Here is a 23,673-nt window from a genome sequence, read left to right as displayed (position 1 = left end):
GCTCAGGCCAGCCCGGCGGCGGCTGCCGCGGCGGCCACGTCGGCGTCGACGACCGTGTCGACGACGTCGCCGTAGGACTCGAGCGCAGTGGCGGTGTCCTTGAGGCCGTGGCCGGTCACCGTGATCGCGACCGTCGTGCCGGCGTAGGTCTCCCCCGCCGCGAGCTCGGCGAGGAGTCCCGCGACGCCCGCCGCGGAGGCGGGCTCCACGAAGACGCCGTCGTGGCGCGCGAGCTGTGCCTGCGCGGCGAGGATCTGGGCGTCGCTGACCGCGGCGAACCGACCACCCGACTCGTGGGCCGCCGCCTCGGCGAGCTTCCACGAGGCGGGGTTGCCGATGCGGATCGCGGTCGCCTTGGTCTCCGGGTCCGGGAAGGGCTCACCGGTCACCAGCGGCGAGGCGCCCTCGGCCTGGAAGCCCCGCATCACGGGGCGCTTGCTGGCGCGGCCGAGGTCGGCGTACTGCTCGTAGCCCATCCAGTAGGCCGAGATGTTGCCGGCGTTGCCCACCGGGAGGAGGTGGTAGTCGGGGGCGTCGCCGAGGAAGTCGCAGATCTCGAAGGCCGCGGTCTTCTGGCCCTGGAGGCGCACCGGGTTGACCGAGTTGACCAGAGCGACGGGGTAGTCCCACGCCAGGCCCTTGGCCATCTGCAGGCAGTGGTCGAAGTTGCCGCGCACCATGATGATCTGCGCGCCGTGGACGACCGCCTGGGCCATCTTGCCGGCCGCGATCTTGCCCTCGGGCACGAGCACCAGCGGCTTGAGGCCGGCCTTCGCGGCGTACGCCGCCATCGACGCCGACGTGTTGCCGGTCGAGGCGCAGACCACCGCCTGCGCCCCCTCGTGCTTGGCGACCGAGATCGCCGTGGTCATGCCGCGGTCCTTGAAGGAGCCGGTGGGGTTGTCACCCTCGACCTTGAGCCACACCTGCGCCCCGGTCAGCGAGGAGAGCCACTCCGAGTGCACGAGGGGCGTGCCGCCCTCACGCAGGGTGACGGCCTCGAGGCCCTCGGGCAGCAGGTCGATGAGGTCGCGGTACTCCTCGATGAGGCCACGCCACTGGGGCCTCATTCGTCGCCACCCTCGACGCGCATCACCGAGGTGACCTCGCGGACGATGTCCATCGAGCGCAGCTGCTGCACGGTGGCGCTCAGCGCGGCGTCCGGGGCGGCGTGGGAGACGACCACGAGCTGGGCGTCGGCGCCGCGCCCCTCCTGTCGCACCGTCTGGATCGACACGTCGTGGTCGGCGAAGGCGTTGGCGACCGCCGCGAGCACGCCCGCACGGTCATCGACGTCGATCGCGACGTGGTAGCGGGTGCGGGTCTCGCCCATCGGCTGCACCGCGCGGTCGGCGTACGCCGACTCCCCCGCGCCGCGGGTCTCGGCGAGGCGGTTGCGCGCGACCGTCACCAGGTCGCCGAGGACGGCGCTCGCAGTGGGCGCGCCACCAGCGCCGGGGCCGTAGAACATGAGCTGGCCGGCGGCCTCGGACTCGACGAAGACCGCGTTGTAGGCCTCGCGCACGCTGGCGAGGGGGTGCGAGCGCGGGATCATCGCGGGGTGCACACGGGCGGCGACCTGGTCGCCGCGCAGCTCGCAGATCGCGAGCAGCTTGACGACCGAGCCCATGTCACGGGCACTGGCGACGTCGGCGGCGGTGACCTCGGAGATGCCCTCGCGGTAGACGTCGGAGGCGGTGACCCGGGAGTGGAAGGCCAGGCTGGCCAGGATCGCGGCCTTGGCGGCGGCGTCGAAGCCCTCGACGTCGGCGGTCGGGTCGGCCTCGGCGTAGCCGAGCTGCTGGGCCTCCTCGAGCGCCTCGGAGAAGCCGGCGCCGGAGGTGTCCATCTTGTCGAGGATGAAGTTGGTGGTGCCGTTGACGATGCCCAGCACGCGGGTCACCTTGTCCCCGGCCAGCGACTCACGCAGCGGTCGCAGGATCGGGATCGCGCCGGCGACGGCCGCCTCGTAGTAGAGGTCGCGCTCGGCCTTGGCCGCGGCCTCGAAGAGCGTCGGCCCGTCCTCGGCCAGCAGCGCCTTGTTGGCGGTGACGACGCTGGCACCGTTCTCCAGCGCCGAGAGGATCAGCGAGCGCGCGGGCTCGATGCCGCCGATGACCTCGACGACGAGGTCGACGTCCTCACGCGCGACGAGCGCGGTCGCGTCGGTGGTCAGCAGGCCCTCGGGGACCTCCACCTCGCGGGGCGCGTCGAGGCGGCGTACGGCGACGCCGACCAGCTCGACCGGCGCGCCCACCCGGGCGGCCAGGTCGTCGTGCTGCTCGGTCAGCAGCCGCACCACCTGCGAGCCGACGGCTCCGCAGCCGAGCACGGCCACCCTGAGAGTTCGCTCGCTCATGAAGAAACACCCACATCGGTCGCCAACAGGTCGGCCTCAGTCTCTCGTCGCAGCACGGTGAAAGTCTTCCCGTCCCGAACTCCGATCACCGGAGGACGCAGTGCGTGGTTGTAGTTGGAGGCCATGGATCTGCAGTAGGCGCCCGTCCCGGGCACCGCGACGAGGTCGCCGGGGCGTACGTCGCCGGGCAGGAACTCGTCCTTGACCACGATGTCACCGGCCTCGCAGTGCTTGCCCACCACGCGGGTCAGCGACGCCGGCGACTGCGAGGCGCGGGAGGCGAGGGTGGCGGAGTAGTCGGCGTCGTAGAGGGCGGTGCGGATGTTGTCGCTCATCCCACCGTCGACCGAGACGTAGGAGCGGCGTGCCCCTCCGTCGAGGGCGACGTCCTTCACGGTGCCGACCTCGTAGACGGTGCACATCGACGGTCCGACGATGGCACGGCCGGGCTCGATCGAGAGCCGCGGCTCGGTGATGCCCAGCGCGCGGCACTCGTGGGCGACGATCGCGGACATGCCGGAGGCAAGCACGTCAGGCTCGGCGGGGTCGTCCTGGGTGGTGTAGGCGATGCCGAAGCCGCCGCCGAGGTCCATCTCGGGCATCTCCACCCCGACCTCGTCGCGGACCCGGGCGTGCAGGGCCAGGACGCGGCGGGCCGCGACCTCGAAGCCGGAGGTGTCGAAGATCTGGCTGCCGATGTGGGAGTGCAGGCCCAGCAGCCGCAGGCCGGGAGCGGCGTGCACGCGTCGCACTGCCTCCAGAGCGTCACCGCTGGCGATGGAGAAGCCGAACTTCTGGTCCTCGTGCGCGGTGGCGATGTACTCGTGGGTGTGGGCCTCGACGCCGGCGGTCACGCGCACCATGACCCCGACGCCCCCGCTGGTCGAGGTGCGAGCGCCAGCGAGCCTCGAGGCCACGTCGGCCAACCGCTCGATCTCGTCGAAGGAGTCGACGATGACCCGGCCCACCCCGAGCGCGACGGCGCGCTCGAGCTCGGCGACGGTCTTGTTGTTGCCGTGGAAGCCGACGCGCTCCATCGGGAAGCCGGCCCGCTCGGCGACGGTCAGCTCCCCGCCCGAGCAGACGTCGAGGCTCAGCCCGTCCTCGGCCAGCCACCGCGCGACGGTGGTGCAGAGGAACGCCTTGCCGGCGTAGAACACGTCGTAGCCGGCGAAGGCGTCGCGGAAGGCGCGGGCCCGGGCGCGGAAGTCGTCCTCGTCCAGGACGTACGCCGGCGAGCCGTGCTCGCGGACCAGCTCGGGCAGCGGCACTCCCCCGACGGCCAGGACGCCGTCGGACTTGGCGGCCGTGCGCGACCAGAGGTGGGTGACCAGCGCGTTGGGGTCCTCGGGCTCACGCAGCCAGTGGGGGCCGCGCAGGGCGCCGTCGGCGTGCGCCCAGCCGGACGGGTGGGCGGTCGGCACGACCGATCACATCCTCTCGGGCGCGGTGACGCCGAGCAGGTCGAGGCCGTTGGCGAGGACCGTGCGGGTGGCCGCGACGAGGACCAGGCGCGACAGGTTCGCGGTGGTGACCGGCTCGTCGCCCTGAGGCAGCATGCGGCACTCCTTGGTGTCGTACCACTTGTTGAAGACCGCCGCGGTGTCCTCGAGGTAGCGCGCGACGCGGTGCGGCTCGCGCAGCTCCGCGGCGCTCGCCACCACCCGCGGGTAGTCGGCCAGGGCACGCAGGAGGCGACCGTCGAGCTCGTGGTCGAGCAGCGAGGGGTCGAAGTCCTCGCCGGGCAGCGCCATGCCCACGTCGGCGGCGTTCTCCATCATCCGGCAGGTGCGGGCGTGGGCGTACTGGACGTAGTAGACGGGGTTGTCGGCCGACGCCTTGGTGATCTCGGCGACGTCGAGGGTCAGCGGGCTGTCCGCGGGGTAGCGGGCCAGCGAGTAGCGCAGGGCGTCGACGCCGATCTCGTCCATCAGCTCGTTGAGCGTGACGATGGTGCCGGCACGCTTGGAGAGCTTCATCTCCTCGCCGTCGCGCATGATCTTCACCATCTGGCCGATCATCACGTCGAGGGTCAGCGCGGGGTCGTCGCCCACGCAGGCCGCCATCGCGCGGAGGCGACCGACGTAGCCGTGGTGGTCGGCGCCGAGCAGGTAGATGCAGTGGTCGAAGCCGCGCGAGCGCTTGTTGAGGTAGTAGGCGGTGTCGGAGGCGAAGTAGGTCAGCTCACCGTTGGAGCGGATCAGCACGCGGTCCTTGTCGTCGCCGAAGTCCGTGGTCCGCATCCACAGCGCGCCGTCGGCCTCGAACAGGTGGCCGTTGTCCTTGAGGCCCTGGAGCGTGTCCGCCACCGACCCGTCCGAGCCGGCCGCGTGCAGCCCGCGCTCGGAGAACCACACGTCGAAGTGGGTGTTGAAGCCGTCGAGCTGGTCCTGCTGCTCCTTGAGCTGCAGCGCGTAGCCGGCCTCGCGGAAGGCGGGCAGGCGCTCGTCCTCGGGCAGGTCGACGATGCCGGGGTGCTCGGCCACGATGGCTGCGGCCAGGTCGGCGATGTAGGCGCCCTGGTAGCCGTCGGCCGGGATCGGCCGGCCGAGGGCGGCGGCCTCCAGCGACGCACCGAACAGGTCCATCTGGTTGCCGCGGTCGTTGATGTAGAACTCGCGCGCCACCTCGGCGCCGGCAGCCTGCAGCACCCGGGCGATCGCGTCGCCGAGCACGGCCCAGCGCGTGTGCCCCAGGTGGAGGGGGCCGGTGGGGTTGGCGGAGATGAACTCGACGTTGATCGTCTGCCCCGCGAGGACCTGGGACCTGCCGTACGCCGCACCTGCCGCGACGACGTCGGCTGCGACCCGGCCCTGGGCGCCCGCCTCGACGCTCACGTTGAGGAACCCGGGGCCTGCGACCTCGACCTCGCTGATGCCGTCGGCAGCACGCAGGCGCTCGGCGACGAGCTCGGCGAAGGCGCGCGGGTTGGTCCCGGCCTTCTTGGCCAGCTGCATCGCGACGTTGGTGGCGTAGTCGCCGTGGCCCTTCTGCCGGGGTCGCTCCACCGTGACCTGGGTCGGCACGCCGTCGGGCAGCGTGATCGTGCCGTCGGCCACGAGGGCCCCCAGCACGTCGACGATGGTCTCGGAAAGCTGCTCAGGATTCACCGGGCAAGCCTATCGGCGGACCACTCCCCCGCCCGAACCGGTTTCACGCCCTGGTTCGCCCGGGCCCGTCTTGGCCCTAGGGTCCTGCCTGTGACGACGCACCCGACCTATGACCAGCTCTGCGACCTCCCGGCCTACGTCGAGCAGCCCGTGCCGATGCCGTTCGAGGACATCAACGGCCACCTCAACGTGCGCCACTACATCGGCATCGCCAGCGAGGGCCTCGACGAGTCGCTGGTCGAGGTCGGCATCCCGCAGATGTGGCCGCTCACCCACGGCCACGCCTGCTTCACCGCCGAGCACCACGTGACCTACCTGCACGAGCTCCGCACCGGCGACACGATGTCGGCCCGGGTGCGGCTCCTCGGCCGGTCCGAGCGAGCCGGCCACGCACTCGTCTACCTGCTCGACGAGACCCACCAGCGCGTGGCGTGCGTGGTCGAGGAGGTCTTCCTCCACATCGACATGGAGACCCGGTTGACGGCGCCGTGGCCCGAGGACGTGGCGGCCGCGCTCGACGCACGGGTCGCCGAGCACGCTGCCCTGCCCTTCGACGCGCACACCTCGGGCTCGCTCGGGCTGCGCTGAGTCGAGGTCGTTGCACGACCCGGCCGGGTGAGGCGGTAGTCTTCACCGCGCGCTGGCCCAGCCGGCGCTGGCCTCCGTAGCTCAGGGGATAGAGCACTGGTTTCCGGTACCAGGTGCCGCAGGTTCGAATCCTGCCGGAGGCGCACGTCGGCGGCAGCACCCAGCAGGGTGCTGCCGCTCTGCATTTCCTCCGGTGACCACCGTCACCCATCCGCGCCTGCGTCGTTGATCGCGCGAGGGAGCTACCGGCCGGTCACAGGGGATGCGGTCGCGTTGTCGGCTCCCGATCCTTTGGGAGGGACCATGAGGGACCACGTACGACACAGCATCCGCCGCCGGGCGACCGCGGCGCTCGGCGCCGGGCTCAGCGTCGGGCTCGTCCTCGGCACCGGCGCCACCGCACCCGCGACCGCCGCCGAGGAAGTCGGCGCGAGCGCCGCGAAGGCTGCCCGCGCCGACCGGCTCAGCAACTTCGGCTACCGCGGTGACGTCTACGGCGTGAAGCTGGTGACCGACAGCGTCGAGGCGCTCAACCTCAAGGACGCCCACGCCCAGCAGCTGTGCACGCGAGCGGTCGGGAAGGTCGTCGAGGCGGACAGCATCGCGTCGGTGCCGGACAACCCGCTCATCAACATCTCGGCCAGCACCAGCCGCACCGAGACGTACGTCGACGGTGCCACGCACGGCGTACGCGGGACGAACACCATCGGCGACATCAGCATCGGCGGCACCGTCGGGCCGCTCACCACCCCGAAGCTGGTCATCAAGGGGCTCCGCACGACGGCCAACGCCTTCCACACCCCGCAGGGCTACGGCCACGACGAGAGCTTCACCTTCGCGAGCATCTCGCTGAGCCTGCTCGAGAACACGGTGGTCGAGAGCCTGCCGCCCGAGCTCCAGGAGCTCCTCGCGCCCCTGCAGCAGGTCACCGACACGGTCTTCACCGGCACCCAGCAGGCGGCCCAGGAGGTCTTCCAGGTGCTGAGTGACGTGACGAAGCCGATCCAGATCCCCGGCCTCGGCAGCATCGCCCTCGGCTACGAGAACGGCCGGGCCAACGACCACAACGCACAGTCGCAGGCCTCCGCCCTGCGCATCGAGGTCACCGCCGGCGAGCGCCGCCAGCTCGTCGAGCTCGGCACGGCGCGCGTGCGGATGGGTGGCCCCGCCCCCGTCGGCGTCTTCCGATCCGGCGGCACGGCGATGGACTACCAGGCCCTCCAGGGCGCGCTGAAGTTCGGCAACGTCCAGCACAAGGCGCTGCCCTGCCAGGGCTCGCAGGGGCGCACGCAGACCTACCAGGTCCCCAACGCCAGCCAGCTGCTCCCGGTGCCGGTGCTGCTCGAGGGCGTCACCTACCAGGTCAACGGCGACCAGTTCCGCGGCAAGAAGGTGGCCAAGGGCTGGTCCCGCACGGCGATCCGGTCGGTGTCCATCCCCACCGCCCAGCTGGTCATCAGCGACGTCAGCTCGCGAGCCGCGATGCGCCAGAAGGCCGGCAAGCGGGTCCGGTCGAAGATCTCGACCGGCATCGGGTCCATCACCGTCGGCGGGCAGCCCGTCGAGGTCCCGGCCCCCGGTGGCGTGGTCGAGCTCCCCAACGGTGCGGGTGAGATCCAGCGCCAGCTCGTCGACACCGGCTTCCGCGGCTCGCAGGTCATCGGACTGCGGATCAAGCTCTACTCCGAGGCCGTGGTCATCGACCTGGCCCGCACCGCGGGCCGGATCTACCCCTACTGACCAGCCGTCGGCCGACCAGCCGTCGGCCGACCAGCCGTCGGCCGATCAGCAAGTCCGCCGGTCAGCAGCCCCGCAGCTGCGCGTCGCCGCGGGCCTGGCGCCCCAGGCGCCGGGCCTGGGCGACGTCGGGGAAGACCACGCTCGCCGCACCGACGAAGCCGATCCGGCCGCGGACGACGCACGTGGTGATCTTCGACGGGTCCACCTGGGCGACCGCCTGGGCGAGCTCGAACAGCTCGGCCGGCGAGGCGTTGGTGTCGGTGTGCTCCAGCACGGTCATCACACCGCGCTCGATGAAGCCGGGGACCTCGGCCTGGGCGCGGATGCGCGCGTGGATCCCGCGCAGGGTGCGCTGCTGGTTGGCCGAACGGTCGAAGTCGCCGCCGGCCAGCCCGTAGCGGATGCGGGAGAAGGCCATCGAGTTGTAGCCGTCGAGGCGGATCCGGCCCTTCGCGAACCCCTCCTTCTTCAGGTTGGGGTCGGAGAACCGGCGCGGGTTGGTGACGGTGATGCCGCCGATGTCGTCGACCATGTCCTCGAAGAACGGGAAGCGCGTCACCATCACGTAGTCGGGCTCGATGCCGATGAGGTTGCTCATCGCCCCGGCCATGCCGCGCGGGCCGGCGAAGTAGAGCGCGGAGTTGATCTTCTCCCGGCCGTGGCCGGGGATGCTGACCCACGAGTCACGGGGTACGCCGATGGCGGTGGCGGCGCCGGTGCGGGTGTTGATGCCGATCATCTGGAGTGCGTCGCCGCGGGCGCGGGTCATCGCCTGGCCGGGACGGGCGTCGGAGCCGACGGCGAGGATCCAGACCACGTCGGCGCCCCCGGCGGCGACCCCCTGGGCGTGGCGGATCTTCACCAGGCTGACCTCGGAGGACTGCACCGAGGACTGCGGGACCACCAGCGCGGTGAGGGCCAGCACGCCGGTGAGGACCGCCGCCCGAACGGCTCGCCGGGCCCGGAGCAGCGTGGTCGACGGTGAGGTCATCGGGTCGATCCCTTCGCCAGGTCGTAGCCGAAGATGCGCCACGCACCCCGCTTGTGCGTCAGGAACAGGCGTCCGCGCACCGTCGTGGTCGCGGGTCGCTCCCCCGTGCTGTCGAAGCGGAGCAGGACGTGGGCGGTGACGCTGCGTGCCCGTCCCCGGGTGGCCAGGATGTCGAGGGAGACCGTGCGCCGCCGTGGCGTCACGGCGTCGACGTGCGGGGCCCGGGTCTGGTTCGTGAGCAGCGCCTTGTCAGCGCGGGCCCGCTGCTCGGCCGCGTCGGTGAATCCCGGGAAGGCCGACGGGAAGCTGCTGCGCGGGTAGGTGCCGCCGAGGTAGGCGGCGTCCCACCAGCGGTCGACGACCGCGCCGACCTGGGTGCGTACGGCCTTGCGGCGCGGGTCGGGCAGCCGGCCGTGGACGCGGCGGATCCGGGTCCTCGTCTCGACGGGGTGCGAGGCCAGGCTCGCCTGCGCGTCGCTGCGGCTCAGCCGCTCGGGCGCGGCGGAGGGCTCCGAGGCCGACCGGCAGGCGGTCGCGGACAGGGGGACGAGCAGGGCGAGGGCGAGTGCCGCACAGCGGCGGGCCCACGGGTTGCGGCCCTGCGAGGGGCTAGGCATGTACGACTCCAGCGGGGCGGAACGGGGGCGAAACAGGGGGCGAAACAGGGGGTGGAACGGGGTGTGGGCCACACCATGCCTCAAACCCTGAGCCCGCCCCTGCATTTGCGAGCGTGTGCGACTAGCCTTGTCAGCGCCCTAGACAGGCACAGTTGTCAAACCCATGCGCGAAGAGATCTGGAAGAGGCGAAACAAGCGTGGCGCAGTCCCCGAACGGGCAGTCCGGCAACCAGTCATCGGTTGCACCTTCATCTGACCTGGGAGCCAACGAGTGGCTCGTGGACGAGATGAAGGAGCAGTACGACAAGGATCCCTCGAGCGTGGGTCCGGAGTGGGCTGCCTACTTCGGCAACGGGGCCTCGACCTCGTCCGCCGCCACGAGTGCCGCGCCTGCGAAGGCTGCGGCTCCGGCGAAGGCCCCGGCCCAGGCCCCTGCCCAGGCGCCGGCAGCTGCGAAGCCGGCGGCGAAGTCCGCTGACACGCCCGCCGCGAAGCCGGCCGAGAAGACCGGCGAGAAGACCGCCGAGGCGCAGAAGTCGCCCGCGAAGTCGACGCCGCGCCCCGCGGCCGCGGCCGAGGAGCCGGCCAAGGGCACGAGCAAGCCCGTCGCCAAGGACCCGAAGCCCGCAGCGCCGTCGCCCACCAGCGACTCCCCCACCTACACCGTCCTGCGCGGCGCGCCGGCGCGCACCGCCGCCAACATGGACGCCTCGCTGTCGGTGCCCACCGCCACCTCGGTGCGCTCGGTGCCCGTCAAGCTGCTGTGGGACAACCGCACGGTCATCAACAACCACCTCGCCCGCGCCCGCGGCGGCAAGGTCTCCTTCACGCACCTCATCGGCTACGCCCTCGTGCGCGCCCTGCGCGACATGCCGGAGATGAACGTCGGCTTCGAGGTCGTCGACGGCAAGCCGAACCTCATCACCCCGGCCCACATCAACCTCGGGCTCGCGATCGACATGAAGAAGCCCGACGGCACCCGGCAGCTGCTGGTGCCGAGCATCAAGGGCGCGGAGTCCATGGACTTCGCCGGGTTCTGGACGGCGTACGAGGACGTGGTCCGCAAGGCGCGCGACAACAAGCTGACCGTGGCGGACTTCCAGGGCACCACGATCTCGCTCACCAACCCCGGCGGCATCGGCACCGTGCACTCCGTGCCGCGCCTGATGGCGGGCCAGGGCGCGATCATCGGCGTCGGCGCGATGGAGTACTCGCCGGAGTGGCAGGGCGCCTCGGAGGAGGCGATCAACCGCAACGCCATCAGCAAGTCGATGACGCTGACCTCGACCTACGACCACCGCGTCATCCAGGGTGCGCAGTCGGGTGAGTTCCTCAAGCGCGTGCACGCCCTGCTCATCGGCGAGAACGACTTCTACGACGAGATCTTCCGCTCGCTGCGCATCCCCTACGAGCCGATCCGCTGGGCGCGCGACGTCGTCGCCAGCCACGACGACGACATCGTCAAGCAGGCGCGCATCCTCGAGCTGATCCACGCCTACCGGGTCCGTGGCCACCTCATGGCCGACACCGACCCGCTGGAGTACCGCCAGCGCAGCCACCCCGACCTCGAGATCGAGTCGCACGGCCTCACCCTGTGGGACCTCGACCGCGAGTTCGCCACCGGCTCGTTCGGCGGCGAGGGCCGGCGCTTCATGAAGCTGCGCAACATCCTCGGCATCCTGCGTGACTCCTACTGCCGCACCACCGGCATCGAGTACATGCACATCATGGACCCCGAGCAGCGCAAGTGGATCCAGGAGCGCGTGGAGCAGCCGCACGTGAAGCCGCCCCGCGAGGAGCAGCTGCGCATCCTGCTCAAGCTGAACCAGGCCGAGGCCTTCGAGACGTTCTTGCAGACCAAGTTCGTCGGCCAGAAGCGCTTCAGCCTCGAGGGCGGAGAGACCACCATCCCGCTCGTCGACGAGATCTGCGAGGCGGCCGCCGAGACCGGCCTCGACGAGGTCTGCATCGGCATGGCCCACCGCGGTCGGCTCAACATGCTGGCCAACATCGTCGGCAAGAAGTACAGCCAGATCTTCCGCGAGTTCGAGGGCAACATCGACCCGCGCACCGTGCAGGGCTCCGGCGACGTGAAGTACCACCTCGGCGCCGAGGGCGAGTTCGTCGCCGGGTCGGGCGACAAGATCAAGGTCTCCGTGGCGGCGAACCCCTCGCACCTCGAGGCGGTCAACCCGGTCCTCGAGGGCATCGCCCGCGCCAAGCAGGACCTCCTCGACCAGGGCGAGAAGTTCCCGGTGCTGCCCCTGCTGGTGCACGGCGACGCCGCCTTCGCCGGCCAGGGCGTCGTGGCCGAGACCCTCAACCTGTCGCAGCTGCGCGGCTACCGCACCGGCGGCACCGTGCACGTGGTCATCAACAACCAGGTCGGCTTCACCACCGCCCCGGGATCCTCACGCTCCTCCCTCTACGCCACCGACGTGGCGCGGATGGTGCAGGCCCCGATCTTCCACGTCAACGGCGACGACCCGGAGGCGTGCATCCGCGTCGCCCGGCTCGCCTTCGACTACCGCCAGGCGTTCAACAAGGACGTCGTCATCGACCTCGTCTGCTACCGCCGTCGCGGGCACAACGAGGGCGACGACCCGTCCTACACCCAGCCGCTGATGTACGACCTGATCGAGCAGAAGCGCTCGGTGCGCAAGCTCTACACCGAGTCCCTCATCGGTCGTGGCGACATCACGATCGAGGAGGCCGAGCAGGTCCTCAAGGACTACCAGCAGCAGCTCGAGCGGGTCTTCACCGAGGTGCGCGAGGCGAGCTCCGAGGCGCCCACCGAGTGGACGACCGTGCCGGACTACCCGGACAAGCCGACCGGGGACTTCTCCACCGCGGTGACCCCCGAGGTGCTCAAGAGGATCGCGGACAGCTACGTCACGCCCCCGGACGACTTCACCGTCCACCCCAAGGTGATGCCGCAGCTCCAGCGCCGCGCCGCCGCGATCACCGACGGTCCCATCGACTGGGGCACCGGCGAGATCCTGGCGTTCGGCTCCCTGCTGATGGACGGCCGCCCGGTCCGGCTGGCCGGCCAGGACTCGCGCCGCGGCACGTTCGTGTCGCGCTTCGCCACGATCATCGACCGCACCAACGCTGACGAGTGGACGCCGCTGACCAACCTCACCGAGGACCAGGCGAAGTTCTACGTCTACGACTCGCTGCTCTCGGAGTACGCCGCCCTGGGGTTCGAGTACGGCTACTCCGTGGCGCGTCCCGAGGCCCTCGTGCTGTGGGAGGCGCAGTTCGGTGACTTCGTCAACGGCGCGCAGACCGTCATCGACGAGTTCATCTCCGCGGGCGAGACCAAGTGGCGCCAGCAGTCGGGCGTCGTCCTGCTGCTCCCCCACGGCTACGAGGGCCAGGGTCCCGACCACTCGTCGGCGCGCATCGAGCGCTTCCTGACGATGTGTGCCGAGGACGCCATGGTCATCGCGCAGCCCTCGACCCCCGCGTCGTACTTCCACCTGCTGCGTCGGCACTCGCTCGGAGAGGAGCACCGTCCGCTGATCGTCTTCACCCCGAAGTCGATGCTCAAGCGCAAGGAGGCTGCCTCCAGGCCGGAGGACTTCGTCGGCGACACGACCTTCCGGGCGTTCATCGGCGACGACGCCGCCGACCCCGCGCAGGTCGAGACGCTGATCATGTGCTCGGGCCGCGTCACCTGGGACCTGATGGTCGAGCGGACCAAGCGCGACAACGGTGCGCAGTTCGCCATCGGCCGGATCGAGCGCCTCTACCCGAACCCGGTCGAGGAGATCAGGGCCGAGATCGCGAAGTACCCGAACCTCAAGGCCATCCGCTGGGTGCAGGACGAGCCGCGCAACATGGGCCCGTGGCCGCACTACCAGCTCAACGTGTGGCCCCAGCTCGACCTCACGGTCGAGCCGGTCACGCGCCCGGCGTCGGCCTCGCCCTCGGTGGGCACGGTCAAGCGGCACGTGGAGGAGCAGAAGACGCTCCTCGACACGGCCTTCGAGACGCCGCGCAACCGCGGCAACGACTACTGAGGCACGCAGGGAGAACCACCGGTGTACTTCACCGATCGCGGGATCGAGGAGCTCGAGCGGCGCCGGGGTGACGAGGAGGTCACCCTGGCCTGGCTGGCCGAGCAGCTGCAGGCCTTCGTCGACGCCAACCCCGAGTTCGAGGTCCCGGTCGAGCGGCTGGCCACCTGGCTGGCCAGGCTCGACGACCCCGAGGACTGAGCCGGACCCGGACACGACCGAACGGCCCGCCCCGGGCACCGGGGGCGGGCCGTTCGGCTCGGCTCAGGCGGCCTGCGGACGGCGTACGGCGACCGGCTCGTCCGGCGGCGCCGTCGCGCGGTCGGGCAGCGCGAGGCGGCAGATCTTGCGCGCCACGCTCATCAGCTGCCTGCGCAGCGGTCCGGTGGTGTAGGCGATGCCGTAGCGCTCGCAGATCTCGCGCACCTCGGGTGCGATCTGCGGGTAGCGCCTGGCCGGCAGGTCGGGGAACAGGTGGTGCTCGATCTGGTGGCTCAGGTTGCCCGACATGACGTGGAAGAGCGGGCCGCCGGAGATGTTGGCCGAGCCGAGGACCTGGCGGTAGTACCAGTGTCCGCGGGTCTCGTCCTCGCACTCCTCGGTGCTGAAGGTCTCCGCCCCTGCGGGGAAGTGGCCGCAGAAGATGATGTTGAAGGCCCACACGTTGCGGACCAGGTTGGCGGCGGCGTTGCCCGCGAGGGTGAGCGGGAAGAGCGGGCCGGTGAGCGCCGGGAAGAGCACGTAGTCCTTGAGTGCCTGGCGGCGGACCTTGCGCATGATGCCGGCGTGGAGGGCCTTGTTCTCCTCCAGCCTGCGGGTGCCCTTGACGATGTTCTCCACCTCGAGGTCGTGCATCGCCACGCCCCACTCGAAGAAGACCATGAGCAGCAGCGCGTAGACCGGGTTGCCGAGGTAGTAGGGGTGCCACTCCTGGTCCTCGTCCATGCGCAGGATGCCGTAGCCGATGTCGCGGTCCTTGCCGAGGATGTTGGTGAAGGTGTGGTGGATGTAGTTGTGGGAGTACTTCCACTGCTCGCTGGGGCACACGTTGTCCCACTCGTAGACGCGCGAGCTGAGGTGGGGGTCGCCCATCCAGTCGTACTGGCCGTGCATGACGTTGTGGCCGATCTCCATGTTCTCCAGGATCTTGGAGGCCGAGAGGGCCGCGACCGCGAGCGGCCAGGCGGGCGGGAGGTAGAACAGCGCACGCCCGAGGACCTCGAGCTGTTGCTGGCGCCTGACGACCTCGCGGATGTAGGCGGCGTCGTCCTTGCCGAGGTCGGCCAGGACGCGCTGGCGCAGCGCGTCCATCTCGTTGCCGAACGCCTCGAGCTGCTGGGGGGTCAGGTGGGGCTTCATGGTGGGTCCTTCCTTCACAGGTCGACGACGCAGTCGCCGACGGGGGCAGAGACACAGATCTGGATGTCCTCGTCGGGGAGCGAGGACTCGGCACCGGAGAGCACGTTGCGCACAATGCCCTCGGCCTTGCGGGTGGTGCAGGAGAAGCAGATGCCCATCCGGCAGCCGAAGGCCGGGGCGAGGCCCGCCTCCTCGGCCTGCTCGAGGATGGAGGCGCCGGTGTTGGCCACCTGCTCGCCGCTGCCGGAGAACACGAGGTCCCCCTTGGCGCTGCCGGTGCCCGTCGCGGGCGGCTTGAAGAGCTCCAGGCGGAGCCGGGGGCTCTCGGCGTACGCCGCGCGCACCAGGTCGATCATCCCGGCCGGTCCGCACGCCCAGGTGTCGGTGTCGCGGTAGCGCGGGGCCAGGCGACGCAGCTCCAGCTCGTTGAAGACGGCGTCGCCGTGGCGCAGGTGCACCGTGACGTTGTTGTCGGCGGCTGCGATCCGGGCCAGCTCGTCGGCGTAGATCTGGTCGGCCGCGGAGCGGGCGTAGTGCAGGAACGTCACCGGGCGTCCGGCGCGGCCGTCGTAGCCGTCGCGGAGGAGCGTCCGCACCATCGACATCGCGGGCGTGATGCCCGAGCCGCCTGTGATGAAGAGCAGCGGGTCGATGCCTGGCGTGGCCGGGCTGACCGGCAGGGTGAAGTCGCCCTGCGCCTGCGAGAGGTGCAGCACCTGGCCGGGCTCGGCCTCGACGAGGTACTTGCTGACCTGGCCGTCCGCGTGGGAGCGGATGGTCAGGGTGATCTGCTCCCCCGGTCCCGAGGCGGGAGAGGAGATGGAGAAGCAGCGGGTCATCCGGCGCGCCGACCCCGGCAGGTCGAGCCCCACCTGGACGTACTGCCCGGCGCGGTGGCCGCGCCAGGTCGTGGTGGGCTGGAGCGTGAGGGTCGCGACCGGCGCGCCGGGGGTGTCGGTCTCGCGGCGTACGCCGACGACGCGGGCGCGCACCTCGTGCGCGGCCCACATCGGGTTGATGCGCGAGAGGTAGTGGTCGACCCCGTGCGGCGAGGCGAGGGCCGCCATGGTGCGCGAGCGGGTGATCATCGAGACGAGCGCCATGCTGGCCTCCCGTTGAGTGAACGTCTGTTCACTCAACTATCACCGCTCGCCCTCAGCGCGTCAACGGGCGTCGCCCGTGATCCACCGCACGTCGGTGCACACGTGTCCACCCAAGGCCGTCGAGGCCGTGCCCTACGATCGCGCCATGCAGGAGACCGCCGAGGCCGACGACGGTGAGTCGCGCGCCGAGCGCAAGGAGCGCACCCGCCGGGCGATCCTCGACGCCGCCCTCGCACTGGCCGCCGACTCCAACCTGGCTGCGATCTCGCTGCGCCAGGTGGCCAAGCAGGTCGGCGTGGTGCCGACCGCGTTCTACCGCCACTTCGGCTCCCTCGAGCTCCTGGGCCTCGCGCTCGTCGACGAGAGCTTCCGGTCGCTGCGGCTGATGCTGCTCGACGTGTGGCGCCACGCCCCCGAGTACCGCGACTTCATCGACGGCTCGCTGCCCATCGTGGCCCAGCACGTGCGGGAGAACTGCTCCCACTACGCGTTCATCGCTCGCGAGCGGACCGCCGGGCCGCCCCGGGTCCGCGAGGCGATCCGCCACGAGATCGAGCTCATCACCCGCGAGCTGGCGACCGACATCGCCCGCAGCGGGGCCGCGGAGCACTACTCCAGCAAGGACATCGGCCTGCTGGCCGACCTCATCGTCTCCTTCGTGGTCACCATGGCCGAGCGGCTCGTGGAGGACCCCGACTCCGAGGAGCGCACCCTCGCCGATGCGCGCACCCAGCTGCGGATGCTGCTCGTCGGCGCGCTGGGCTGGCGATCGACCGGAAGGACCTGACATGACCGCTGGACTCGCTGCCGACCTCGGCTACGCGCACGCCTCGGCCAACCCGCTGCACCGCCTGGTGCGGCGGGGCGCCGGCACCCGAGCCGGCGGGTGGGTGTTCTCGCACACCCTGCGCCGCCTCGACGACGTCGTGGTCCGGCTCTCCCGCGGGCGCCACAGCGCGCCGGGCCTGCTCGCCGGGCTGGCGGTGCTGGAGGTGACGACGACCGGTCGCAGGTCCGGGCAGCGGCGCACCAGCCACCTCATCGCGACGCCGTACGCCGGCACGCTGGCGCTGCTCGGCACCAACTTCGGCCAGGCCTCGACGCCCGCGTGGGTGCTCAACCTGGAGGCCGATCCCCGCGCGACGGTCAGCTATCGCGGGGTCTCCCGCGAGGTGATGGCGCGTCCGGCCACGCCCGCCGAGGCCGACGAGGTCTTCGCGCTGGCCGGGCGCTTCTACCCCGGCTACGTCAGCTACCGCGCCCGCGTCGGCACGAAGCGACGGATCCGCGCCTTCGTGCTGGAGCCCGCCTGATCAGGTGCCGGGTCGCGGCACCACCGGACGGACGGTCACGTCCGGGATGGTGGCGTCGAACGGCAGGTCGATGACGTGCACGATCGTGTCGACGACGGTGTCGACGCTGATCCAGCGCGACGCGTCGTACGTCCGGCCCTCCTGCTCGTGCACCTTCTCCTGCATCGGGGTGGCGGTGCGGCTGGGGTAGACCGTGCTCACCCGGACGCCGTTCTCGACCTCCTCGGCACGCAGGGCGTCGGCGAAGGCGCGCAGCCCGAACTTCGAGGCGGCGTACGCCGACCACTCGGCGCTGGCGCTGAGCCCGGCCGAGGAGTTCACGAAGACGACCGTGCCGTGGCTGGCGCGCACGTGCGGCAGGAGCTCACGGGTCAGCACCGCGGGGGCGGTGAGGTTCACCGTGATCTGCTCCTCCCACTCCGCGAGGCGCAGCCGGTCGACCCGTCCGAGGTCGACCACGCCTGCGACGTGCAGGACCGTGTCCACCTCGCCGTCGACCTGGCGACCGAGGCCGTTGAGGGTGCCGGGGTCGGCCAGGTCCGCCACGAGCAGCTGCGCGCGCGGGAAGCTCCGGCCGAGCTCGTCCGCGCGGGCGTGGCTGCGCGCGACGAGGACCAGGTCGTCGCCGCGGTCGGCCAGGCGGTGGGCCAGGGCGAGCCCGATGCCGGACCCGGCGCCGGTGAGGACGTTCCTCACCGGGTGAAGACGATCTTGCCGAAGACGTCGCCCCCGGCCATCGCCGCGAAGCCGTCACGCGCCTGCTCCATCGGGATGGCGCGGTCGACGAGCGGGCGGGCGCCGGTGGCGTCGAGGAAGCGGACGAGCCGGTCGAGCTCGGCCCGGGTGCCCATCGTGGAGCCGATGACCGAGAGCTGCTTGAAGAAGACGTGCGTCAGGCCGGCGTCGTCGACGTCGGGGCCGGACGTCGTGCCGCTGATGACGATGCGGCCGCCGGGGCGCAGCGAGCGGATCGAGTGGGTCCAGGTCGCCTTGCCGACGGTCTCCATCACCGCGTCCACCTTCACCGGCAGTCGGGCGCCGGACTCGAAGACCTCGTGCGCACCGAGCTCGAGGGCGCGGGTGCGCTTGGCCTCGTCGCGGCTGGTCGCCAGCACCGTCAGGCCCGCGGCGCGTCCCAACGTGATGAGCGCGGTCGCGACGCCGCCGCCGGCGCCCTGAACGAGGATCGTCTCGCCGGGCTGGCACGCACCCTGCACGAAGAGCATCCGGTAGGCAGTGAGCCAGGCGGTCGGCAGGCAGGCCGCCTCCTCGAAGGACAGCGACGCCGGCTTGGGCACCAGGTTGCGGCGCGGGACGACGACCTGCTCGGCGAAGGTGCCCTGGTGGCGCTCGGAGAGCAGCGATCGGCCCGGGTCGTCGGCCTCGTCGCCGGTCCAGGCCGGGTCGCCGATGACACCGTGGACGACGACCTCGTTGCCGTCCTCGTCGAGGCCGGCCGCGTCACAGCCCAGGATCATCGGGAGCGCCTCCTCTCGCAGGCCCACCCCGCGCAGCGACCAGAGGTCGTGGTGGTTGAGGCTGGCGGCCCTGACCGTGACAGTGGCCCACCCGTCGGGGGCCTCGGGTGCGGGGCGCTCCCCCACCACCAGCCCGCTCATCGGGTCGTCGAAGGAGAAGGACTCGGCGTAGACGGCGAACATTCCCCGACCCTAGCGAGTGGTGCGGAGCACGAAGGACCCGGACACGTTCCGTCCCACGTGGCGGAGGTCGGCGAGGGCGCGGTACCGCGACCCGCACCTCTCGGCGCGCATGCGGACGCTCGTCGCGCCGGAGCCGTCGATCGGGCCCTAGGTCCGTCACCGCCGCACGTGCGGCGGGTCTGGCCCTCCATCCGACCTTGGGTTCAAGGGGTGATCGCAACACCTGATCGATTGGGGTGTGCGATGGATGCGCGTGAAGGGCGGCCTGCGCCGCCGGCTGAGACGGTTGCCCGGTTTTGGGCCGGGGTACGTCGGGGGTTGTCGCAGGAGGAAGCGGCGGTGGTGGTTGGTGTGTCGCGCCGCACGGGGAACCGGTGGTTCGGTCAGCGTGGCGGAGTGATGCCTCCAGCCATGGTAGGACGCCGGTCGCGGAGCTTGTCGTTCAGGGAGCGCGAGGAGATCGCGTTGCTGCGCGCACGCGATGCTGGCGTGCGAGAGATCGCACGCGAGCTCGACCGCTCACCGTCGACGATCAGTCGCGAGCTTCGACGGGTTCAGCACCATGGCAACCGTCCTGCCCGACGTCGGCTGGAGTACCGGGCGTCGACAGCACAGGCCGATGCCGATCGACAGGCTCAACGTCCGAAACGGGCGCGGCTGGCGAGCAACGAACGGCTGCGGCAGGAGGTGCAGTCCAGACTGGTCGATGACCACAGTCCCGAGCAGATCGCGCGACGGCTGCGGGAGGACTTCCCCGACGATCCGGAGATGTGGGTGTCGCACGAGACGATCTACCAATCGCTCTACGTCCAGAGCCGCGGCACGCTCAAGCGCGAGCTGGTCAAGCACCTGCGCACCGGTCGGACCGTACGCAAGCCCCACCGCAGGAATGACCAGCGGCGCGAGCGGTTCGCCGCGATGGTGATGATCAGCGAACGTCCGGCCGAGGTCGAGGACCGCGCTGTGCCCGGTCACTGGGAAGGCGACTTGATCCTCGGCTCGGCCCGGTCGGGATCAGCTGTGGGCACGCTGGTCGAGCGAGCGACGCGGTTCGTGATGCTGCTCCACCTGCCCGGTGGCCACACCGCCGACATCGTGCAGGAAGCGATGGTCGCCAAGATGGCGACACTGCCTGAGCAGCTGCGAGTCTCCCTGACGTGGGATCAGGGCAGCGAGATGGCCAACCACGTCCAGATCGCTGAGGCGACCGGGCTTGCGATCTACTTCTGCGATCCCCACTCGCCCTGGCAGCGAGGAAGCAACGAGAACACCAACGGGCTCCTGCGTCAGTACCTGCCCAAGGGCGCCGATCTCTCGTTCTACGGCCCCGGAATGCTCGACAACATCGCCGCGCAACTCAACAGTCGACCGCGCAAGACCCTGAAGTGGCGCACGCCAGCCGAAACCCTCCAAGCACTACTGTCCGGTGAGTCAGGACCACCTGGTGTTGCGACCACCGGTTGAATCCGCCGACGATCCGAGGGCCACGACCGCCGCACGTGCGGCGATCGGGGGCTCAGCGCCGAGCGACCCCGTCGGCGCGAGCGGCAGCGGCCACGGCCTCGCGCACGGCACCCGGCACCCGGGGGTCGAACGGCGAGGGGATGATCAGGTCCTCGCTCAGCGCGTCGCCCACCAGCTCGGCGAGCGCGGTCGCGGCGGCGACCTTCATGCCCTCGGTGATCGCAGTGGCGTGCACGTCGAAGGCCCCGCGGAAGATGCCGGGGAAGGCGAGCACGTTGTTGATCTGGTTCGGGAAGTCCGAGCGACCCGTGGCCACCACGCGGGCGTACTTGTGGGCGAGGTCGGGGTGCACCTCGGGCGTGGGGTTGGCCAGGCCGAAGATGATCGCCTCGGGCGCCATGGAGGCGACGATCTCCTCGGGCACCTGTCCGCCGGAGACACCGATGTAGACGTCGGCGCCGTCCATTACGTCGGCGAGGGTGCCGCGGCGGCCGAAGACATCGGCGGTGTCGCGGGCCAGCGCGGCCTTGACCTCGGTGAGGTCGTGGCGCTCGGAGTTGAGCACGCCCTGCCGGTCGAGCACGGCGATGTCGCGCACGCCGGCCTCGAGCAGGATGCGAGCCACGGCCACGCCGGCGGCACCGGCGCCCTGGATCACGACCCGGGCGGTGCCGGGGTCGCGACCGGTGAGGCGGAAGGCGTTGGTCAGCGCGGCGAGGGCCACGACCGCGGTCCCGTGCTGGTCGTCGTGGAAGACCGGGATGTCGAGGCGCTCCTTGAGCCGGGCCTCGATCTCGAAGCAGCGGGGCGCCGAGATGTCCTCGAGGTTCACGCCGCCGAAGCTGGGGGCCAGACGGACCACGGTCTCGATGATCTCGTCGACGTCGGTGGTGTCGAGGCAGATCGGCACGGCGTCGACGCCGCCGAACTGCTTGAACAGCACCGCCTTGCCCTCCATCACGGGCATCGCGGCCGCAGGGCCGATGTCACCGAGGCCGAGGACGGCGGTGCCGTCGCTGACGATGGCGACGACGTTGGGCACCCACGTGTAGTGCTGGGTCATCGACGGGTCTGCGGCGATCGCTTCGCACACCCGCGCCACACCGGGGGTGTAGGCGAGCGAGAGCTCGTCGGGACCGGTGAGGGCGACGGTCGAGACGGTCTCCATCTTGCCGCCGACGTGCAGGTCGAACACGGGATCGCCTGGGTGCGGGTGCGAGGCCATGTCGGCGATACTCGCACAGCTCAGCGGGCGCGCAGGGCCCGTCCCACGCGTGGGGAAGGCCACACCCGCAGGCGTACGACGCCCAGCACCGCGTCCTCTGCCACGGGTCCGCGGTGGCGCGAGTCCACGCCCTCGTCTGGGTTGTCGCTCACCAGCCACCAACCCACTGCGTCCGACGCCGTACGCCGCTGCTCCTGGGCCCGCTTGACCGCGACCGTCCCGTCCGGGAACCGCGCGACCACCAGGGAGCCCGGCCGCACCTGCGCGCCGTACTGCACGAGCAGCCGGTCACCGTCGCGCAGCGTGGGGAGCATCGAGCGCCCACCCACCCGGGCGAGACCCCACTGACCCGCGCGTTCCACGCGGAGTAGTGTCGCAGGAGAGCAATTCCCCGACGTTCGAGAGGTTGCACATGCTTCGCACTTTCTTCGCCCCGACCATCGAGGTCTCGGCCCACTGCGACCTGCCCTGCGGTGTCTACGACCCCGCCCAGGCACGCATCGAGGCCGAGTCGATCAAGGCGATCATCGCCAAGGTCGCCGACAACGACGACCCCGACTTCCGCACCCGCGCGATCCTCATCAAGGAGCAGCGCTCGGAGCTCGTCAAGCACCACCTGTGGGTGCTGTGGACCGACTACTTCAAGCCCCCGCACTTCGAGAAGTACCCCCAGCTGCACACGCTGGTCAACGAGGCCACCAAGCTCGCCGGCGCCTCGGGCACGAAGGGTGAGCTCGACGCGGCCAAGGCCGACGAGCTGCTCGCCAAGATCGACGAGATCGCCGAGATCTTCTGGGAGACGAAGAAGGCCTGAGCAGGTGCGGCGGAGCCGCGACTGCTCAGGCCTTCTTCTGAGCGGCTTGCCGCTCCGCACCTTCTGAGCGGCTTCCTGCTCCGTACCTTCTGAGCGGCTTGCTGCTCCGCACCTTCTTCACCCCCACACGCCGCCCCGGTCCTCGCGGACCGGGGCGGCGTCGTGCATCCTCGGACCAGTCGAGCCGAGAGGATCCCGCGTTGATCGAGGAGGTCCGGCTGCGCGACGGCACCGACGCGATCGTCGTACCCCTCATGCGCACCGACCGCGCGACGCTGGCCGCGGAGTTCGAGACCCTCTCCCCGGAGTCGCAGCGCCGGAGGTTCCTGGCGCCGGTGCACCACCTCAGCGACGAGATGCTCGCGCACCTGGTCGACGACGTCGACGGCGTGGACCACGTCGCCCTCGTGCTGTGCGTCGAGACGTCGCCGGACACCTATGACCCCGTCGCGCTGGCGCGGATCGTGCGCTACGCCGACGTCCCGGACGCCGCCGACCTGGCGGTCACGGTCAAGGACGCCTGGCAGGGCCGTGGCGTCGCGACCGTCCTGCTCGAGGTGCTGATGCGTCACCGCCCGCTAGGCGTGCAGCGCATCGTGACGGAGGTCTTCAAGGACAATCCGGCGTCCCTGGGGATGCTGCGTCGGCTCGGGCCCGTGACCGAGCAGGGCAACGGCTACGGCGTGTACGGCGTGGTGGTCGAGCTCACCGCCGCGCCGGGGTGCACGCCCGCGGAGGCCACGCCCCGCGCCGACCGGCAGTCCCCGCTCGTGGAGGACAGCGCGCACCGCCACGCACTGCGCACGCGTGACCAGGTCTGCCCCTGGTTCCGCCCCAACCGGGCTAGGGTGTGGCGAGCACATCCGCCTCGACGACGGGACTTGACGCTGATGGCAGATCACACGGGGGGCTCTCGCGCCGACGTCGAGCTCCGCATCCCCGCCGAGGGTGCCTACGCCTCGGTGGTCCGCACCACGGCCGCCGGACTGGCGGCCCGGCTGGACTTCACGATCGACGACATCGAGGACCTGCGGATCGCCATCGGTGAGGCGACCGCGCTCGCGATGCCGGCCGCCGACCCGGGCACGGACCTGGTGGCGTGCTTCCACTTCGGCGCGGGGGCGCTGACCGTCACGCTCGAGACCGAGGCGGCCGACGAGCCGCCGCTCGACACCGAGAGCTTCGCCTGGCAGGTGCTGGACACGATGGCGCAGGACGCCTCCGCGGGTCCCGAGGACGGACGGTTCCACGTCCGCTTCACGGTGACCTCGAGCGTCGCTGCGGGAATGACGGGTGCCGAGCTCTGA

At 71.1% G+C, this 23,673-nt stretch carries 21 protein-coding genes and 1 tRNA gene; 10 read left to right on the top strand and 12 right to left on the bottom strand.

What is annotated here, in order from left to right; all coding sequences use genetic code 11:
- Positions 1 to 2: 2 nt before the first annotated feature.
- Genes thrC through argS form a run of 4 tightly spaced genes read right to left on the bottom strand, consistent with a single transcriptional unit; the run spans position 3 to position 5,469 of the window.
- Positions 3 to 1,070 carry a threonine synthase gene (gene thrC / locus IRX98_RS11665; protein WP_224276909.1) on the bottom strand — a complete coding sequence of 356 codons (1,068 nt, stop codon included), beginning with the start codon at positions 1,068 to 1,070 and terminating at the stop codon, positions 3 to 5.
- A complete protein-coding gene (locus tag IRX98_RS11660) occupies positions 1,067 to 2,359 on the bottom strand; it encodes a homoserine dehydrogenase (RefSeq protein ID WP_224276907.1) in 1,293 nt (430 codons plus the stop codon). Before IRX98_RS11660 ends, thrC begins: the two co-directional genes overlap by 4 nt.
- Entirely contained in the window at positions 2,356 to 3,783 is a 1,428-nt protein-coding gene (gene lysA, locus IRX98_RS11655) for a diaminopimelate decarboxylase (RefSeq protein WP_224276904.1), read from the bottom strand. Before lysA ends, IRX98_RS11660 begins: the two co-directional genes overlap by 4 nt.
- Positions 3,784 to 3,789: 6 nt before the next feature.
- Positions 3,790 to 5,469, bottom strand: coding sequence for an arginine--tRNA ligase (argS, locus tag IRX98_RS11650; RefSeq protein WP_224276902.1), 1,680 nt, complete (start codon positions 5,467 to 5,469; stop codon positions 3,790 to 3,792).
- A 90-nt stretch (positions 5,470 to 5,559) separates the two neighbouring features.
- On the opposite strand from argS, the gene IRX98_RS11645 reads away from it, so the two are divergent.
- From IRX98_RS11645 to IRX98_RS11635, 3 genes are all read left to right on the top strand, one after another.
- Positions 5,560 to 6,057 (top strand): thioesterase family protein, encoded by a 498-nt coding sequence (locus IRX98_RS11645; protein ID WP_224276900.1) that lies wholly within the window; start codon positions 5,560 to 5,562, stop codon positions 6,055 to 6,057.
- A 70-nt stretch (positions 6,058 to 6,127) separates the two neighbouring features.
- Positions 6,128 to 6,200: transfer RNA gene (locus tag IRX98_RS11640), tRNA-Arg, on the top strand.
- A gap of 160 nt (positions 6,201 to 6,360) precedes the next feature.
- The gene (locus IRX98_RS11635) at positions 6,361 to 7,797 is read left to right on the top strand and encodes a choice-of-anchor P family protein (protein WP_224276898.1); all 1,437 of its coding nucleotides are present in this window, start codon (positions 6,361 to 6,363) and stop codon (positions 7,795 to 7,797) included.
- 61 nt (positions 7,798 to 7,858) lie between these two features.
- Here the strand turns inward: IRX98_RS11635 and IRX98_RS11630 are convergent, their stop codons facing one another.
- Both IRX98_RS11630 and IRX98_RS11625 read right to left on the bottom strand, forming a co-directional pair.
- Entirely contained in the window at positions 7,859 to 8,788 is a 930-nt protein-coding gene (locus IRX98_RS11630) for an LCP family protein (protein WP_224276896.1), read from the bottom strand.
- A complete protein-coding gene (locus IRX98_RS11625; RefSeq protein WP_224276894.1) occupies positions 8,785 to 9,405 on the bottom strand; it encodes a hypothetical protein in 621 nt (206 codons plus the stop codon). The genes IRX98_RS11630 and IRX98_RS11625 overlap by 4 nt, the downstream gene beginning before the upstream one ends.
- Before the next feature lie 197 nt (positions 9,406 to 9,602).
- On the opposite strand from IRX98_RS11625, the gene IRX98_RS11620 reads away from it, so the two are divergent.
- Positions 9,603 to 13,430 carry a multifunctional oxoglutarate decarboxylase/oxoglutarate dehydrogenase thiamine pyrophosphate-binding subunit/dihydrolipoyllysine-residue succinyltransferase subunit gene (locus IRX98_RS11620; RefSeq protein ID WP_224276892.1) on the top strand — a complete coding sequence of 1,276 codons (3,828 nt, stop codon included), beginning with the start codon at positions 9,603 to 9,605 and terminating at the stop codon, positions 13,428 to 13,430.
- A 21-nt stretch (positions 13,431 to 13,451) separates the two neighbouring features.
- Entirely contained in the window at positions 13,452 to 13,628 is a 177-nt protein-coding gene (locus IRX98_RS11615) for a DUF6104 family protein (RefSeq protein WP_207084593.1), read from the top strand.
- Between the two features lie 63 nt (positions 13,629 to 13,691).
- Here IRX98_RS11615 and IRX98_RS11610 read toward each other — a convergent pair whose 3' ends face one another.
- Positions 13,692 to 14,786: a fatty acid desaturase family protein gene (locus IRX98_RS11610; RefSeq protein WP_224276890.1), complete on the bottom strand. Its 1,095-nt coding sequence runs from the start codon at positions 14,784 to 14,786 to the stop codon at positions 13,692 to 13,694.
- A gap of 14 nt (positions 14,787 to 14,800) precedes the next feature.
- Positions 14,801 to 15,889 (bottom strand): flavin reductase family protein, encoded by a 1,089-nt coding sequence (locus tag IRX98_RS11605; RefSeq protein ID WP_224276888.1) that lies wholly within the window; start codon positions 15,887 to 15,889, stop codon positions 14,801 to 14,803.
- Between the two features lie 145 nt (positions 15,890 to 16,034).
- On the opposite strand from IRX98_RS11605, the gene IRX98_RS11600 reads away from it, so the two are divergent.
- Positions 16,035 to 16,676 (top strand): TetR family transcriptional regulator, encoded by a 642-nt coding sequence (locus IRX98_RS11600; RefSeq protein ID WP_224276886.1) that lies wholly within the window; start codon positions 16,035 to 16,037, stop codon positions 16,674 to 16,676.
- A 1-nt stretch (position 16,677) separates the two neighbouring features.
- Positions 16,678 to 17,202 (top strand): nitroreductase family deazaflavin-dependent oxidoreductase, encoded by a 525-nt coding sequence (locus IRX98_RS11595; RefSeq protein WP_224276884.1) that lies wholly within the window; start codon positions 16,678 to 16,680, stop codon positions 17,200 to 17,202.
- Here IRX98_RS11595 and IRX98_RS11590 read toward each other — a convergent pair whose 3' ends face one another.
- Positions 17,203 to 17,898 carry an SDR family oxidoreductase gene (locus IRX98_RS11590; RefSeq protein ID WP_224276882.1) on the bottom strand — a complete coding sequence of 232 codons (696 nt, stop codon included), beginning with the start codon at positions 17,896 to 17,898 and terminating at the stop codon, positions 17,203 to 17,205. It abuts the gene before it with no gap.
- Positions 17,895 to 18,863 carry a zinc-binding dehydrogenase gene (locus tag IRX98_RS11585; RefSeq protein WP_224276880.1) on the bottom strand — a complete coding sequence of 323 codons (969 nt, stop codon included), beginning with the start codon at positions 18,861 to 18,863 and terminating at the stop codon, positions 17,895 to 17,897. Before IRX98_RS11585 ends, IRX98_RS11590 begins: the two co-directional genes overlap by 4 nt.
- 243 nt (positions 18,864 to 19,106) lie before the next feature.
- Here IRX98_RS11585 and IRX98_RS11580 point away from each other — a divergent pair, with 243 nt between their 5' ends.
- Positions 19,107 to 20,327: an IS30 family transposase gene (locus IRX98_RS11580; protein WP_224276878.1), complete on the top strand. Its 1,221-nt coding sequence runs from the start codon at positions 19,107 to 19,109 to the stop codon at positions 20,325 to 20,327.
- 52 nt (positions 20,328 to 20,379) lie between these two features.
- Here IRX98_RS11580 and IRX98_RS11575 read toward each other — a convergent pair whose 3' ends face one another.
- Together IRX98_RS11575 and IRX98_RS11570 are read right to left on the bottom strand one after the other, a co-directional pair.
- Positions 20,380 to 21,552 carry an NAD(P)-dependent malic enzyme gene (locus IRX98_RS11575; RefSeq protein WP_224276876.1) on the bottom strand — a complete coding sequence of 391 codons (1,173 nt, stop codon included), beginning with the start codon at positions 21,550 to 21,552 and terminating at the stop codon, positions 20,380 to 20,382.
- Between the two features lie 20 nt (positions 21,553 to 21,572).
- Positions 21,573 to 21,914, bottom strand: coding sequence for a S24 family peptidase (locus IRX98_RS11570; protein WP_224276875.1), 342 nt, complete (start codon positions 21,912 to 21,914; stop codon positions 21,573 to 21,575).
- A 50-nt stretch (positions 21,915 to 21,964) separates the two neighbouring features.
- Between IRX98_RS11570 and sodN the strand changes: the two genes are divergently transcribed.
- Entirely contained in the window at positions 21,965 to 22,366 is a 402-nt protein-coding gene (sodN, locus tag IRX98_RS11565) for a superoxide dismutase, Ni (protein WP_224276873.1), read from the top strand.
- A 200-nt stretch (positions 22,367 to 22,566) separates the two neighbouring features.
- Positions 22,567 to 23,673, top strand: coding sequence for a GNAT family N-acetyltransferase (locus IRX98_RS11560; RefSeq protein WP_224276870.1), 1,107 nt, complete (start codon positions 22,567 to 22,569; stop codon positions 23,671 to 23,673).

This window comes from Nocardioides lacusdianchii (assembly GCF_020102855.1).
Taxonomy (GTDB): Bacteria; Actinomycetota; Actinomycetes; order Propionibacteriales; family Nocardioidaceae; genus Nocardioides; species Nocardioides lacusdianchii.
Note: the sequence above shows the minus strand (reverse complement) of the source record. Positions and strands in the feature narration are given on the sequence as shown.